The organism is Tumebacillus lacus, from assembly GCF_026410385.1.
GTDB classification, from domain to species: domain Bacteria; phylum Bacillota; class Bacilli; order Tumebacillales; family Tumebacillaceae; genus Tumebacillus; species Tumebacillus lacus.
On the sequence record NZ_JAPMLT010000001.1, the window covers coordinates 442,344 to 457,800 of the forward strand.

General features: G+C 63.1%; 4 protein-coding genes. All 4 read right to left on the reverse strand.

Annotated features, from left to right (window positions below):
* Nucleotide 1 precedes the first annotated feature (1 nt).
* Genes OS242_RS02295 through OS242_RS02310 form a run of 4 tightly spaced genes read right to left on the reverse strand, consistent with a single transcriptional unit; the run spans nucleotide 2 to nucleotide 15,455 of the window.
* Nucleotides 2–6,265, reverse strand: coding sequence for a non-ribosomal peptide synthetase (locus OS242_RS02295; RefSeq protein WP_267150039.1), 6,264 nt, complete (start codon nucleotides 6,263–6,265; stop codon nucleotides 2–4).
* Entirely contained in the window at nucleotides 6,262–9,648 is a 3,387-nt protein-coding gene (locus tag OS242_RS02300) for a non-ribosomal peptide synthetase (protein ID WP_267150040.1), read from the reverse strand. Before OS242_RS02300 ends, OS242_RS02295 begins: the two co-directional genes overlap by 4 nt.
* A gap of 22 nt (nucleotides 9,649–9,670) precedes the next feature.
* Complete coding sequence (locus OS242_RS02305; RefSeq protein WP_267150041.1) at nucleotides 9,671–10,915, reverse strand: MupA/Atu3671 family FMN-dependent luciferase-like monooxygenase; 1,245 nt, start codon at nucleotides 10,913–10,915, stop codon at nucleotides 9,671–9,673.
* A gap of 4 nt (nucleotides 10,916–10,919) precedes the next feature.
* On the reverse strand, nucleotides 10,920–15,455 hold the full coding sequence (locus OS242_RS02310) for a type I polyketide synthase (protein WP_267150042.1): 4,536 nt from the start codon (nucleotides 15,453–15,455) through the stop codon (nucleotides 10,920–10,922).
* Nucleotides 15,456–15,457: the final 2 nt, after the last annotated feature.

Here is a 15,457-nt window from a genome sequence, read left to right on the forward strand (position 1 = left end):
ATCAGATCTCCTCCAGAGGTTGGTGCGGGTCACGGGCCGCCTGTTCCAAGAAGCGGGTCAGCCGGTGCAGGATCGCTCTAGCTGTCGAGCGGTCAAACAAGTCGGTGTTGTAGACGAGCGAGAGACCGAGGCCCGCCGCTTCTTCCCACGTCGTGAACGACAGGTCGCTTTTGGCCAGTGTGGTGTCCAGATGGCACGAAGACAGGGCGATACCGGGCAGTTGCAGGTCGGCGAGCGGCACGTTTTGGTGCGCATACAGAACGTTGTAGAACGGTGTGCGGCGCTGCAGAGCCTCGCCGACGAGCACGAGCGGCGCTTCAGCCGCGTCATACGCGCCGAGGGTGTAATCACGGACGCGGGCCAACAAATCGGCAAATGTCGGGATGCCGTCGAAGTCGGTGTGCAGGACGATGGTGTTCATGAACAGACCGATCAAGCTCTCCCATTCGGTGCGGGCACGTCCGGCCACCGGCGTGCCGATGGAGATCCGCGATGCGCCGCTGATCCGGTGCAGCACGGTCTGCAGGGCGGCTGCCACCGTCATGTACAGCGTCGCCCCCTGGCGGCGGCTCATCTCTTGCAGGAGGGTGAGCACGGCCGGCGGCAAGGTGACGGCGACGCTGGCACCATTGAAGGTCGGTGCGTCCGGGCGCAGACGGTCGAGCGGCAGCGGCAACAGGGATTCCGGCGCATCGGCGAGCCGCTGTTTCCAGAAGTCGAGCTGGCGTTCGAGGCGGTCGCCCTGCAGGTACTCGCGCTCCCACACGGCATAGTCGGCGTAGCGGACGGCCAGTGGCAGAAACGGTGACGGTCTACCTTCAACGTAGGCGCTGTAGAGGGCGACGAACTCTTGGAAGAGCACGCCGAGCGACCAGCCGTCGGCGGCGATGTGGTGCACCACGCAGAGCAGAATGTGCTCACCGTCGTCAAGGCGGACAAGGTGGAAGCGGATCAGCGGGCCTTTCGCCAGATCGAACGGCACCTCCGAGAGCGGAACGAGCAGGCGGTGCGCCTCCGCCTCCCTTTGTTCGAGCGGCAGATGGCGGAGATCGATCTGCTCGATGCGAATCGGCTCGAACGGCGCGATGCTCTGGATCGGCCCCTCCTCCCCTTGCGTAAAGCGGGCGCGCAGGACATCGTGGCGGCGGACGATCTCATTGAAAGCCGCTTCCAAAACGGATGCGTCCAGCTCGCCTGTCAATCGTGCCGCCATCGGCATGTTGAACAGTCCAATGCCACCGATGCGCTGCAAGACCGGCCACATGCGCTCTTGGGCGAAGGAGAACGGCTGCGGGCCGTCCGGGCTCACCGAAGGAATCGGAACGGCGCGTGCCTCTTCGTCGCGCCGCATCGCAGTGATCGTCTCGGCGATACCCGCTGCTGTCGGACGTTGGAACAGCCGTCGCAGCGGCACATCGACGCCGTGGGCGGCGCGCAGGCGCGAGACGATGCGGGTGGCCATCAGCGAGTGTCCGCCGAGCTCGAAGAAGTTGTCGTGGATGCCAAATCCGCCAAAGCCGAGCAGATCGGTCATCGCGGCGAGCACTTCCGCTTCGAGCGGGGTGCGCGGGGCTGCATGTTCCGTGCGGAGTGCGGCTTGCGGAGTGCGAGATGCTGCGGTGGCTTGGTGCCAGCGGGACGTGTCTGCCCCGCTGCGCTGCACGAGGTCGGCCAGAGGCAGATCCGGCTCTGCGACGACCGTTTGCAGGATCGTGCGGAACTGGCGGGCCCATTTCTCGATGGTCGAGTCGTCGAACAGGTCGGTGTTGTAGATCAATTTTCCGTACAGCCCTTGTGCCGTCTCTTTCATCGAGAGCGTCAGATCAAATCCGGCCGCGCCGCTGTCCGTTTCGATGTAGCTCATCGTCAAGGCCGGGAGCTCCAGCACGTCGAGCGGGGCGTTTTGCAGAACGAACAACGCTTGGAACAGCGGGGTGCGACTCAGGTCGCGCTCCGGCTGCAGCTCTTCGATCAAGCGGTCGAGCGGAACGTCCTGATGCTGGTAGGCATCGAGGGCGGTCGCTTTGGCGCTTCGCATCAGGTCGCGGAAGGTCGGGTCACCGCCCAGATCACTGCGCAGAACCAGCGTGTTGACAAACAGGCCGATGATCTCTTTCAGATCACTGCGGGTGCGTCCGGCGATCGGCGTCCCGACGTTTACGTCCTGCTGCCCGGTCAGGGTGTGCAGCCACGCATTGAAAGCGGCCAGCAAGGTCATAAACAGAGTCGCGTCCTCCTCCCGGCTGAGTGCCTGCAGGCGTTCGCGCAGGTCGACGGGCAGTTCGAAGACGTGCAGGCGGCCGTTGTAGGTCTGGACGGCCGGGCGCGGTCGGTCGGTCGGCAGGTGCAGGACCGGGAGTTCGCCTGCCAGTTGAGCGCGCCAGTAGTCGAGCTGGCCGGTCAGGTGATCGCCGGACAGCCAATTGGCGTGCCAGTCGGCAAAGTCGGCGTATTGCAGGAACAGTTCCGGCAACGGCGAGGGCTTGCCTTGCGAAAAGGCATGATAGAGCGTCGCCAATTCATGGAAGAGATTGCCCATCGACCAGCCGTCGGTGATGATGTGGTGCAAATTGAGCATCAGCCAGTGCTCGTCATCGAGCAGGCGATACAGCGTCGGGCGGAACAACGGGCCGCTCGCGAGGTCAAATCCGGTTTTTGCTTCGAGATCGGCGTGGCGATAGGCGGTCTCTTCCCGCTCGTGACGCGGGCGGTCGGTCAGGTCGACGCAACGCAGTTCCTGCGCGGACGGCGGTGCGATGCGCTGGAGCAAGACACCTTCGACCATCTCAAAGGTCGTGCGCAGCGACTCGTGACGGCGGACGATCTCCGTCAGACTGTCCTGCAAGGCGCGGAAGTCAAGCTGCCCCCGCAGACGAATCAAGTTCGGCACGTTGTAGGAGGCGTTGCCCGGTTCGAACTGGTCAAAGAACCAGAGTCGTTCCTGGGCAAAGGAAGCCGGGAATGCGGGCGAGGCTTCGGTGCGGGCGAGCGGCTGGATCGGCTGTTCACCGCCGTGTTGCGCATGCCCTTCCCCTGCTGCGATCATCTCGGCAAGCCCGGCGACGGTCGGGTCTTCAAACAGGCGGCCAAGCGGAATGGAGACGCCGTACGCGTTGCTGACCTGCGCGACCAGTTGGGTCGCTTTCAGGGAGTGTCCGCCGAGGTCGAAGAAGTTGTCGTGGACGCCGATCTCCTCGACGTCGAGCAGGTCCCGCCAGATCTGGACGAGTTCCTCCTCTCGGTGATCGCGTGGGGCGACGTACTCCCGTTCGAAAGCGATACGCTGAATCGTCGGAGCGGGCAGCGCTTTGCGGTCGGTCTTGCCGCTCGATGTCAGCGGTAGTGAATCGAGGGCGACAAAGAACGACGGGATCATGTACGCTGGCAGACGGTCGGTCAGATACTGACGCAATTCAGATGCTGTCGGTACCACCTGCCCTGTGACCGGGACGAGATAGGCGACGAGACGTTTGTCCCCCGGCTCGTCTTCCCGGGCGATGACGACCGCCTCGCGGATCGCGCTGTGCTGGGCGAGTGCGCCTTCGATCTCGCCGAGTTCGATGCGGAAGCCACGAATCTTAACTTGGTGGTCGATTCGTGAAATGTACTCAATCGCCCCGTCCGGCAGATAGCGCACGAGATCGCCTGTTTTGTAAAGGCGCTCTCCATCCCCTTTTGGGAACGGGTGCGGGATAAACGCTTTTTCGGTCAACTCCGGCCGTTTGTTGTACCCGCGCGTCACACACGCCCCGCCAAGATAGAGCTCTCCGGGAACGCCGATCGGCACCGGGCGCAAATGGCGGTCGAAGACGTAGGTCTCGACGTTGGCGATCGGGTAGCCGATGGGCACAGCGCGGCGTGTGCTGTCCGGGTCGCAGTCCCAGTAGGTGACTTCGATGGATGTCTCGGTCGGGCCGTACAGATTGTGTAATTCGGCTCCGAGCCGGTTGAAGAATCGCTCTTGCAACTCGTACGGCAGCGCTTCTCCCGAGCAGATCACATGGCGCAGCGAGGTGCAGGCGCGGACGTTTTTCTCGTCGAGGAAGACCTGCAGCATAGACGGGACGAAGTGAGTAATGGTGATCGCTTGCGACTGGATCAGTTCGACGAGGTAGGACGGGTCTTGGTGGCCGTCCGGTTTGGCGACGACCAGTGTCGAACCGGCCAGCAGCGGCCAGAAAAACTCCCAGACGGAAACGTCGAATGTGTACGGCGTTTTTTGCAGGACGCGGTCGGTGCCGTCCAGCGGGTAGGTTGCTTGCCCCCAGAGCAGACGATTGACAACGCCGTAATGCGGGACGAGCACGCCCTTGGGCTGGCCGGTGGAGCCGGACGTGTAGATGACGTACGCTAAATCATCCGGCGTGACGCCGCTGACCGGATTGGTCTCGCTCTCCTCGACAAACGTTTCGGAGTCGAGGTCGATCAAGGCCGGTCCCTGCTGCGGCAGGGTGTGCAGGAAGCGAGTTTGAGTTAACAGAATGTTGATTCCGGTCTCCTCGGTGATGAAGGTCAAGCGGTCGACCGGGTGGTGCGGGTCGAGCGGCAGATACGCGCCGCCCGCTTTCAGCACGCCGAGCAGCGCGACGACCATCTCCACCGAGCGTTCGAGCGCGAGGCCGACCAGTTGGTCCCGGCCGATCCCATGATTTCGCAAATAGTGGGCCAGGCGATTGGCACGGGCGTTGAGATCGCGGTAGGTCAGGGTCTCCCCTTCGAAAACCAAAGCGGTCGAGTCCGGGGTGCGGGCCACTTGGCGTTCGAACAGTTCGTGGATGCAGACGTCCTCCACACCGGTTTGCGGGCCGTGGCTGAAGTCTTGCACGATCTGGCGTTCCTCCGCCTCCGGGAGCAGGGGGAGGGTCGAGACGGTCAGGTCCGGATGGACCGCGATGCCTTCCAGCAAAGTCAGGAACTGTGCGATCATCCGGTCGATGGTCTCGTGGTCGTAGAGGTCGGTGTTGTATTCGAGCATGCCGACCTGCGAGCCGTTTTCTTCGAGGATGTAGATCGAGAGGTCAAATTTGGCGGTGGCGCTCTCCATCTCCATCAGGCTGAGTGTGAGACCGGGCAGCTTCATCGCGGGCATCGGCGCATTTTGCAGGACGAAAAAGACTTGGAACAGCGGCGTGTTGCCGAGGTTGCGATCCGGCTGGATGGCCTCGACCAATTTGACGAACGGCAGGTCTTGATGCGCATACACGCCGTTCGCCACATCGCGGACGCGGTTCAGCAGCTCACGAAACGTCGGTTCACCGCTAAGGTCGGTGCGAAAGACAACGGTGTTGGCCAAAAATCCGATCAGCCCTTCCAACTCGCGACGGTTGCGGTTGGCGATGGGCGCGCCGACAAGGATGTCTTCCTGCCCGGTGTAGCGGGACAGGAGGACGTTGAATGCGGCGAGCAGGGTCATGTAGAGCGACGCTTGCTGCTCGGCGCCAAGTTCGGTCAGCCTGTCGAGCAGCCGCTGCGGGATCACGAATTTTTTCAGATGCCCTTTGCCGCTTTTCACTTTCGGGCGCGGGCGGTCGGTCGGAAGCTCCAGCACGGGCAGGTCGCCGTGGAGCAACTTTTTCCAAAAATCGAGATGGCCCGCCAAGACCTCACCTTGCAAGGTCTCGTGCTGCCAGTTTGCAAAGTCGGCGTACTGGATCTCCAGTTCCGGCAACGGCGAGGGCCTGCCTTGCAAAAAGGCTTCGTAGAGCACGCCGACCTCTTGCAGAAAGACGCCCATCGACCAGCCGTCCGAGACGATATGCTGAATGGTCAGCAGCAGGACGTGTTCGTCCTCCGCAAGTTGGAGCAGCGTCGTGCGGATCAGTGGATCGCGGACGAGGTCGAACGCCTGTTGCGCTTCCTTGCGGAACAGGCGCGAGACCTCCTCCCCCCTCTCCTCCGGCGGCAGATGGCGCAGATCGACGGTGACGAGCGGTATGGCGAGCTGCGGCTCGATCACTTGCCGGGGCTGACCGCCCACGCTGTGGAAGCGGGTGCGCAGCGCTTCGTGACGGCGCACCACTTCGTTGAAACAGCGTTCGAGGATGTCCACCCGCAGGTCCCCCTGCAGGCGGACGTTGGTGGAGATGTTGTACGACGGGTCGCCCGGCAGCAGTTGAGCGAGGAACCAGAGCCGTTGCTGCGCGTAGGACAGCGGCAGATCATCGCGCTGTTCCAGACGGCGAATCGACCGTTCCGGCTCCAGTTCCAGACCCTCCTCGGCGAGCAGAAGGGCAAGCAGTTCGGCTTGATCTTTGGACAGGGTCATGCTTGTCCTCCCTTCTTGGCAGCGAGCAGGGCGGCCACTTGTTCGGGGCTCATCGCATCGAGTTTTTTGCGGACGCGGGCGATCTTTTCGATCTGGCCCGGCACTTTCTCGTGGCGGACGAGAGCGTCGGCCACACCGGCGATGGTGCCGGCGGCGAGCAGTTGATCCATCGGCACGTCGACTTGGAACGTCTCGCGGACGCGGGAGACCATCTGGGTGGCGAGCAGCGAATGGCCGCCGAGGTCGAAGAAGTGATCGTCGATGCCGACGCGCTCGATCTCCAGCAGCTCGCTCCAGATCTTGGCCAACACCTCGTCGATCTCATGGCGAGGCGCGACATAGCTTTCCTCGCTGTTGATGAGCAGGTTGTCCATGTCGAGCAGGGCTTTGCGGTCGACTTTCCCGTTGCGATTGAGCGGGAAGCGATCAAAGAACACAAAGGCGGACGGCACCATAAACTCCGGCAGGCGGTCCTTCAGGAACAGGCGCATCTCCCCCGCCGTCAGCGCCGAATCGTGTGCGACGATGCAGGCGATCAGGCGGTGGCTGCCGCTGGCATCCGGCTTGACGATGGCGGCGATCTCACGCACCTGCGGGTGTTCGGCGATGCGGGCTTCGACTTCGCTCAGTTCGATGCGGTAGCCGCGCACTTTGACTTGGTGGTCGATGCGGCCGAGGTACTCGACCTCGCCGGACGGCAACCAGCGGACGAGGTCGCCGGTTTTGTAAAGGCGAGCTCCCGGCTGGCTGGAGAACGGGTCGGCGCGGAAGGCGGCCGCATTCAGGTCGGGGCGGTTCAGGTAGCCTCGGGAAACGCCCGCCCCGCCGATGTGCAGCTCGCCCGGCACGCCGACCGGGACGAGTTGGCCGTGCGCGTCGAGAATGTACCCGTGAATGTTCGGCAACGGACGGCCAATCGGCGGGATGCGCGTGGTGTCGGTCACCGATGCGAGATGCGACAGAATCGTCGTCTCCGTCGGCCCGTAGGCGTTGTAGAAGGAGCAGTGCGGTGCCCAACGGGCGACCGCTTCCAACGTGCACGCTTCGCCGATGGCCAACACCGTGCGCAGATCCGGGAGGTCGGCGGCCGGCAGCAGATGCAGCACCGACGGGGTCAGCGCGACCGTTGTGACGCGTTGGGTGCGCAGAAACTCCGCCAAGGTCCGACCTGGAACCAGCGACTCGCGGCGCGCCATGACAAGGGTGCCGCCGACGACTAGGGACGAGTAGATCTCCAGCGCCGAAGCGTCAAAGGAGATCGAGGCAAATTGCAAAGTGCGATCCTCCGCCCCGGCCCCGATCTGCTCGGGCAGGACGGATGCGAAGTTGGCGAGGTTGCGGTGTTCGATCATCGCCCCTTTCGGCTGCCCGGTCGAGCCGGACGTGTAGATGATATAGGCGAGATGTTCCGGCTCTGCGGTGCGGGTCAGATTTTCCGCGCTCTGGACGGCCAGGAGTTCATCTGCGGCGTCGAGAGAGATCGTCCGCACCTGCGGAGCGAGCGTTTCCACGCGGCTTTGCGAAGCGGTCTGGGTGAGCACGAGCTGAACGCCTGCATCTTGCAACATGAAGGCGATCCGCTCATCCGGGTAGATCGTGTCGAGCGGCAGGTACGCGCCTCCCGCCTTCAACACGGCCAGCAAGCCGATGACAAACTCCGGGGAACGCTCGACGCACAGACCGACAATGCTGTCCGGGCGGACGCCTTGCCTTTGCAGATGGCGTGCGAGGCGGTTGGCCTTTTCGTTCAGCTCGCGGTAGGTGACGATCTGCCCTTCAAAGTCGAGGGCCGGAGCGTCCGGTCGCAGCGCGGCGTGGGCTTCAATCCGCTCATAGGCCAACAGGTCAGCATCTGTCTCCATTCGCGTGTCGTTCCACTCGCCAAGAATGCGCGCTTTCTCCGCTGCGGTCAGCATCGGCAGGTCGCCGAGCGGCGTGTCCGGGGCGGCGAGGAACTCTTCGATCAGCAGGACCCAATGCTCCGCCATCAGGGCGATCGTCTCCGGTCGGAACAGATCCGGGCTGTATTCAAAGAAGCATTCGGTGCCGTACTCGCGGTCGACGATCCCGTCGCGGTCGATCAGACCGAAGACGATGTCGTATTTGGCCGTTTCGCCGTCGATCAGCTCATAGGAGATCTTGAGGTCCGGGAACTGCATCGGTACTTCCGGGACATCGACGTAGACGAACATCGCTTGGAACAGCGGATTTCGCGAGAGGTCGCGCTTTGGCTTGAGTTCGTCGAGCAGCAGCCCGAACGGCATGCCGGAGTGCTCGAACGCTCCGAGCGTATTTTCCCGGACGCGGGCCAGCAGTTCGCGGAACGACAGACGACCTTCGACGAGGGTCCGGAAGATGCCGGAGGTCAGGAAATAGCCGAGCACGCGCTCCATCTCCGGCTTGTCACGATTGGCCAGCGGAGTGCCGAGGATGATGTCCTCTTGGCCGGTGTACCGGTAGAGCAGTGCTTTAAAGGAGGCCATCAAGGTCATGAACGGGGTCGCCCCCTCCTTGGTGCCGAGCGCTTTCAGACGGTCGCCGAGCTCTTTGGGCAGTTCGAAGAAATGGCGCGCCCCTTTGTAGGACTGCACCGGCGGGCGCGGAAAATCGGTGGGCAGGTTGAGCACAAAGTCGCTGCCGTCGAGATAATTTTTCCAATAGTTCATCAGCCGTTCGCGAGTCTCCCCTTGCAGGTACTCGCGCTGCCACTCCGCGTAGTCGGCATACTGGATTGCCGGTTCCGGGAGCCGCGACGGCTGCCCTTGCACACGAGCGATGTAGTGCTGCACCAGCTCTTGGAAGACGATGGAGAACGTGACGCGGTCGGTGACCAGATGGTGGACGGTCAGCACGATGATGTTCTGAGTCTCGGAGATGCGGATCAATTTGACGCGCACGACCGGGCCGTTGACGAGATCGATGGGGATCATGACCTCGTCGAGCGTCTCTTGATGCGCGGCAGGTTCCCGTTCCTCCTCCGGGAGATCGCGGACGTCGGCCACGTCAAATTTCAACTGGAGCTCGTCGTGGACGATCTGCACGGGCTGCCCGTCGATCAGGTCGAAGGTGGTGCGCCATGACTCGTGACGGCGCAGGACTTCGTTGATCGCAAATTCCATCGCGTCGATGTCGAGACGGCCTTCGAGACGGATCGCGCCGTAGACGTTGTAGGTCGGCTTGTCCGGGTTCATCTGATGGAAAAACCACAGGCGCTCTTGGTCGACAGTCAACGGGCTCGGGTTTTTGTGACCCCGGCGCGGGATCGAACCTTCTTTGGGCAGGATCTTGTCGGCTTTCATGTTCTTGGCCCGCAAGCTCGCCTCAAACAGGGCGCGTTGCTCGGGGGTCAGCTTGGCGATGCGGTCGGCCAGGTTGTTTTTCATGTCGGGTCCCTCCTCCTCTCGATCAAGACCGCCCGTGGAAGCGGTCTTTGAGCACGGTCAAATGTTGCAGACTGTCGAGCACGTTTTCATTCGTGATGCCAAAGTCGACGAGGCAGGCGACCTCGTCCACCCCGACGTCGATCAGGTCGCGGACGAGCTGTCCGCACTTGTCGGGCGTGCCGAACAGGGCGCTCTCCTCGAAGTATTTATCAAACGCATAGGAGACGACGGTGTCTTGGTCCGCTTCGGAAAAATGACCGTAGCCTTCCATGATGTTTTTCTGCTGTTTGATGAACGTCTTTAAATAGTCTTTGAGCGGCTCGCGGACGAGTCCTTTGATCTCGTCGTTGCTCTCGCCGACGCAGGTGTGCAGCATGACGGTCACTTTGCCTGTGTCCGGGTCATAGCCGTTTTCGGCGCGGGCCTTGCGGTAGAGCTGAATTTTTTGTTCGAGGTCGTCCGGCGGCTGGTTGACCATACCGGTCAGGACATGCGCGCCGACTTCGCCCGCTTTGATGAACGTCTCGACGTTGTTCGAGATCGCCACCCAGATCTCGAGCTCCGGCTGGAGCGGCCGCGGCAGGATCTTGACGACGTGCTCGGTGCCTTCGAAGTCGGTGATCGTATGCGGCTCGCCCGACCAGAGGCGGCGGATCAGCTTGATGTTTTCGATCATGTTGTCTTTGCGGTTATCGTAGTACTCGCGGGTGCGCTCCGGTGCCAGCACAAAGTCGGCCGGATGCCAGCCGGTGGCAAAGGAGACGGCAACGCGGCCGCGCGACAAGTTGTCGACGACCGACCACTCCTCGACAAAGCGGATCGGGTGATGCAGCGGCAGAGCGACCGATCCGGCCCGGAGCTGCATCTTCTCTGTCGTCACCGCCAGAGCGGCGGAGACGACAGACGGATTGGGATAGAGGCCGCCGAAATCCTCGAAGTGGCGTTCGGGGGTCCAGATGGCACGGAAGCCGTTTTGATCCGCATAGCGGGCGCTGTCGAGCAGCAGGTCGTATTTGCCCTCCCCTGCTGCCGACCCGTCGCCGGAGAAGAAGAACAGGGAGAACTCCATGCCTTTGTCGGTGCGGCGCGGGCGGTCTGCGGCACGCGGTGATTTGCCTTGTCCGGCAACGTGTTTGAGCACGGCGTCGGGGATCAGCGTCGGCTCTTGGGGGAGCACTCGCTCGGCGAGCCCTTTTTCTTTCAGCCGCTGTTCGAACAAGGCGCGCTGTTCGGGCGTGAGGTTGCTTAGGCGTTCATGCAGTTTCATCGGCTTAGACCCCTCCCAGTTTGCTCGCCGCTTCATCGGCGGAGAGAGCTTCGATCTCGGCCAGCATGCGCTCGATCTCAACCATCTCTTCTTCATTGAGCTGGTTGCCCGCGATGTAGGCCGAGAGCCCCGCGACGGTGCCGCCTTCAAACAGCACGCTCATCGGCAGGTCGACGTCGAACGCGTTGCGGACGCGGTTGACCAGTTGGACGCCGAGCAGCGAGTTGCCGCCCAGTTCAAAGAAGTTGTCGTGAATGCTGATCTGCTCCATGCCGAACAGTTCCTCCCAGAATCCGGCGACCTGCCGCTCGATCTCGGTGCTCGGGGCGATGTACTCCCGGTTGGCATCGAGCGTCGGGCGGTTGCCTTGCAGGCTGTTCAGGAAGCGGGACGGCGTGAGTTCGCTCAGTTCGGCGATCACCTCGGACAACTCCTGCGCCGAGACGATCACCTGCGGCAGACGGCTGTGCAAGGCGCGGGCAAACGCGCTCATCCCCTCTTCGAAGGTGAGGCCGTATGCGGATTGCAGATTGGCAAATTGCGCCTTGAGCTCGGCCGGGATCATCGGACCGTCCGGGAGCGCGTCAAACTGCCACATGCCAAAATCGAGCACGAGCGTCTGCGCGGCACCGCCCTGCCCCGCCCGTTCGGCGGCAAATGCGTCGAGGAAGGCGCTGACCGCCGCGTTGTCGGTCTGGCCAAATCCGCCGGTCACCGCCAACATCCGGGAAAAGACGGCGAACACGTCCAGCTCGAGATCTGCGCACGCCGCTGCCAAGGCGAGGGTGCCGTACAATTTCGGCTGCAGGACCGCTTCGACCGCGTCGCGGGTCTTGAGTTGGGTCAGGCCGTTGCCGACCGTTTCGTCCGCGTGCAGGACGCCGTGCAGATCGCCAAATGCGTCCCTTGCATCGGCGAGCACCTGCGAGATCTGCGTGCGGTCGGTCAGGTCGACGGGGGCGAACAGGATCTCGATCCCCTGCTCTAAGAGAGCTTGCAGCCGGCGGATCGCGTCGGTGCGGGAGTCATCCTCTGCGTGCGCTGCGTGTGCCGCGAGCCAGTCGGCCCATTCGGAACGCGCCGGGAAATCGGGGCGGGCCAGCAGGATGAGTTTCGCATGCGCCTCGGTCGCGAGGTGTTCGGCGAGCAGAAGTCCGAGCGTGTCGGTGGCCCCGGTGATCAGGTAGGTGCCGCCGGTGCGGAACGCGGCTTGCTTGGACTCGGTCAGTTTGGCTTTTTCAAAGGTTTGGACAAACCGGTGCGCCCCGCGATACGCCACGAGGAAATCATCGCGCTGCTCCGAGATCTCGGCGATGATCTGGTCGAGCACACGCGCTTCGTGCCACGAACCGGCCACCGGGAGCTCGATGTCGAGGACGCGGCTGGTCAGGTGTTCATACTCTTGCGGGATGACTTTCGCCGCCCCGAGGATCGTCGCCCGCGCCGGTTGCAGGATCGGTTCGGAGGTCACCGCTTGCAGGTTGTTGGTGAGCAGGGTGAGCTGTGTGATTTCCGCATGCTGGATCGCACCGAGGGCTTGAGCCAGCGACAGCAGGCTGTAGAAGCCGCGCTCTTGGGCGGTTTGCGCGTCGATCTCCTCCCCGCCTGCGAGCAGACCTCCTAGATGGACGATGTGCGACGGAACGCCCTGTTTGAAAATGTCACCGTAGTCTGCATCGGTGCGTGCCGTGATGACCTCATGCCCGACCGCGCGGAAACGCTGAGCGAGCGACTCGCCGAACTCGCTGTCGTCGTGAATCAGCAAGAAGCTCTGCCCCGTCGCCGTTTCCTGCGGGAACAAAGGCGGTGTCTGGCTCCAAGCCGGGATCGAGAACCAATCGGCGAGGTCGCGCTGGCGTCCCTTTTTCGCAGACTGGATGACGAGTTGACCCGGTTTCAGGTAATAGCGGCGACGCTCGAACGGATAGGTCGGCAAGGAGACCCGGCGTACCGCCGACCCTTCGTTAAAGCGCAGGAAGTCGATGCCGACGCCGAATCCCCAGAGCTGGCCGACGGCGGTGAGCAGAAACGCGTCGTCCGGCTGTTTTTCATCCGGGTGGCGGGTGGTCGACAGCACGGCCGCCTCGATCCCCTCCGCCTGGATCTGCTGACGGATCAAGGTGCTCAGCGAGCGGCCGGGACCGACTTCCAGCACGACAGCCTGCGGGTGTTCGGTCAGCGCGGTGCGGACGTTGTCGGCAAAGCGGACCGCCTCGCGCAGATGGCGGCTGTAGTAGGCCGGGTCGGTCGCTTCGGCGACGGTGATCCACGTGCCGCTGACGTTGGAGAGATACGGCATCGAGGGAGCTTGCAGTTCGATTCGGCCGACCAGTTCCTCAAAGCGGGCGAGCACCGGCTCCATCATCGCCGAGTGGAACGCGTGCGAAGTTTGAAGGGCGCGGACGAGCACGTTCTGTTTCACCAGTTCCTGCTCTAGGGCGGCGATGGCATCGGTCGGTCCGGCGAGGACGACCGAATGGGGGCCGTTGATGCCTGCGATGGAGATCTCAGGGGTCAAATACTTCGAGGCTTGGTCCTCGCTGAGTTGGACGGCGAGCATCGAACCGACCGGCATCTCCTGCATCAGACGGCCGCGTGCGGCAACGAGCGGCAGAGCGTCTTCGAGGGCGATGACGCCGGCGAGGGTAGCGGCGACGTATTCGCCGATGGAGTGGCCGAACATCGCGGCCGGTTGCATGCCCCAGGCGAGCAGTTGGGTCGCGAGGGCGTATTCGATGACGAACAGCGCCGGTTGGGTGTAGCGGGTCTGGTTGAGCAGGTCGCGGGCTTCGTCCGCCGTTTCTTCTGCCGGGTAGATCAGGTCGAGCAGGTTCCGCCCGAGGTGCGGCCGGAGCAGGTCGGCGCAGCGGTCGACCGTCTCGCGGAACGTCCGCTCGGTGTCATAGAGGTCGCGGGCCATGCCGATGTATTGCGAGCCTTGGCCGGAGAAGACGAAGAGAAGCGGCGTGCTCTCCCCTGCCGCCTCGCGGGCCTGCGGGCGTTCGCGAAGCAAGCGGGCGGCCTCTGCCCCGTCAGCGGCGACGACGGTGCGGCGGTGATGGAATTCGCGACGGCCGACTTGCAGCGTGTAGGCGGCGTCGGCGAGGTCTGCCTGCGGACGCTGTTCGAAATAGGTCGCGAGGTTGTCGGTGATCGCATCCAGAGCGGTCGCCGTCTTGGCCGACAACACGAGCAGGTGGTTCGAGCGGCTCTCCCCCGCCTTTTCCAAGAGCGGCGCTTCTTCCAACACCGCGTGGGCGTTGGTGCCGCCCATGCCGAAGGAGCTGACCCCGGCGCGGCGCGGGTGTTCGCCTGCTTTCCAATCGCGCAGCTCGACGTTGACATAGAACGGGCTGTTCGCAAAATCGATCTTCGGATTGGCCGCTTGATAGTGCAGGGTTGGCGGCAGTTGTCTGTGGTGGAGGGACAGTGCTGTTTTGATCAACCCCGTCACCCCTGCGGCGGTGTCGAGATGGCCGATGTTGGTTTTCACCGATCCGATCGCGCAGTACCCGCTCTCCTCGGTGTGCAGGCGGTAGGCTTCCGTCAAAGCAGAGATCTCAATCGGATCGCCGAGGGCGGTGCCGGTGCCGTGCGTTTCCACATAGGAGATCGTCGCCGGATCGATGTCGGCCAAGGCGAGTGCGTCGGCGATCACGTCCGCTTGGCGTTCGACGCTCGGTGCGGTAAATCCGACCTTGGCCGCGCCGTCGTTGTTGATCGCCGAACCTTTGATCACAGCGTACACGTGGTCGCCGTCCGCGACCGCGTCTTCGAGGCGTTTGAGCAGGACGAGCCCGACGCCGTTGCCAAGCACGGTGCCGCTGGAGTTTTCATCGAAGGCGCGGCAGTGACCGTCTTTGGAGAAGATGCCGCCTTCTTGGTGAATGTAGCCTTCTTTTTGCGGCGTTTTGACCGCAGCCCCTCCGGCCAACGCCATATCGCACTCGTACGTGAGCAAGCTCTGGCAGGCGAGGTGCACGGAGACCAGCGACGTCGAGCAGGCGGTCTGCACGGTGATCGCCGGGCCGCGCAGGTTGAGCTTGTAGGCGACGCGGGTGGCGAGGAAATCAGCGTCGTTGCCGACGGCTGCCGGGTACTGGCCGACCGCTGCGATCAGGTCGGGATTGGCATAGAGGCGGTTGACGTACGTGTTGCGGCCGACGCCGCCAAAGACGCCGATGCGACCGTCGTATTTTTTCGAGTCGTAGCCCGCGTCTTCGAGCGCTTCCCACGAACATTCGAGGAACAGGCGCTGCTGCGGGTCGGTGATCTCTGCTTCGCTCGGGAGAAAGTCAAAAAACGGTGCGTCAAACGTGTCCGCATCCTCCAGCACCGCTCCGGCCGGGATGTAATCGGGATGGGTGCGGTCGACGGTCGACTCGGTGAGGTCTTCCTCACTGAAGACCTCAATCGACTCCGCGCCGCCGATCAGATTCTGCCAAAACTCGGCCGTGTTTTTGGCACCGGGAAAACGGCCGGACAGACCGACGATGGCGATGCCTTGCAAGGTTTCGTCCTTTTCATCAAATTGGCTCATGA

Bases quoted from the DNA above. Each gene is read 5' to 3' on its own strand.
- OS242_RS02295 (WP_267150039.1), bottom strand. From the start codon at position 6,265: ATGACCCTGTCCAAAGATCAAGCCGAACTGCTTGCCCTTCTGCTCGCC.
- OS242_RS02305 (WP_267150041.1), bottom strand. From the start codon at position 10,915: ATGAAACTGCATGAACGCCTAAGCAACCTCACGCCCGAACAGCGCGCC.
- OS242_RS02300 (WP_267150040.1), bottom strand. From the start codon at position 9,648: ATGAAAAACAACCTGGCCGACCGCATCGCCAAGCTGACCCCCGAGCAA.
- OS242_RS02310 (WP_267150042.1), bottom strand. From the start codon at position 15,455: ATGAGCCAATTTGATGAAAAGGACGAAACCTTGCAAGGCATCGCCATC.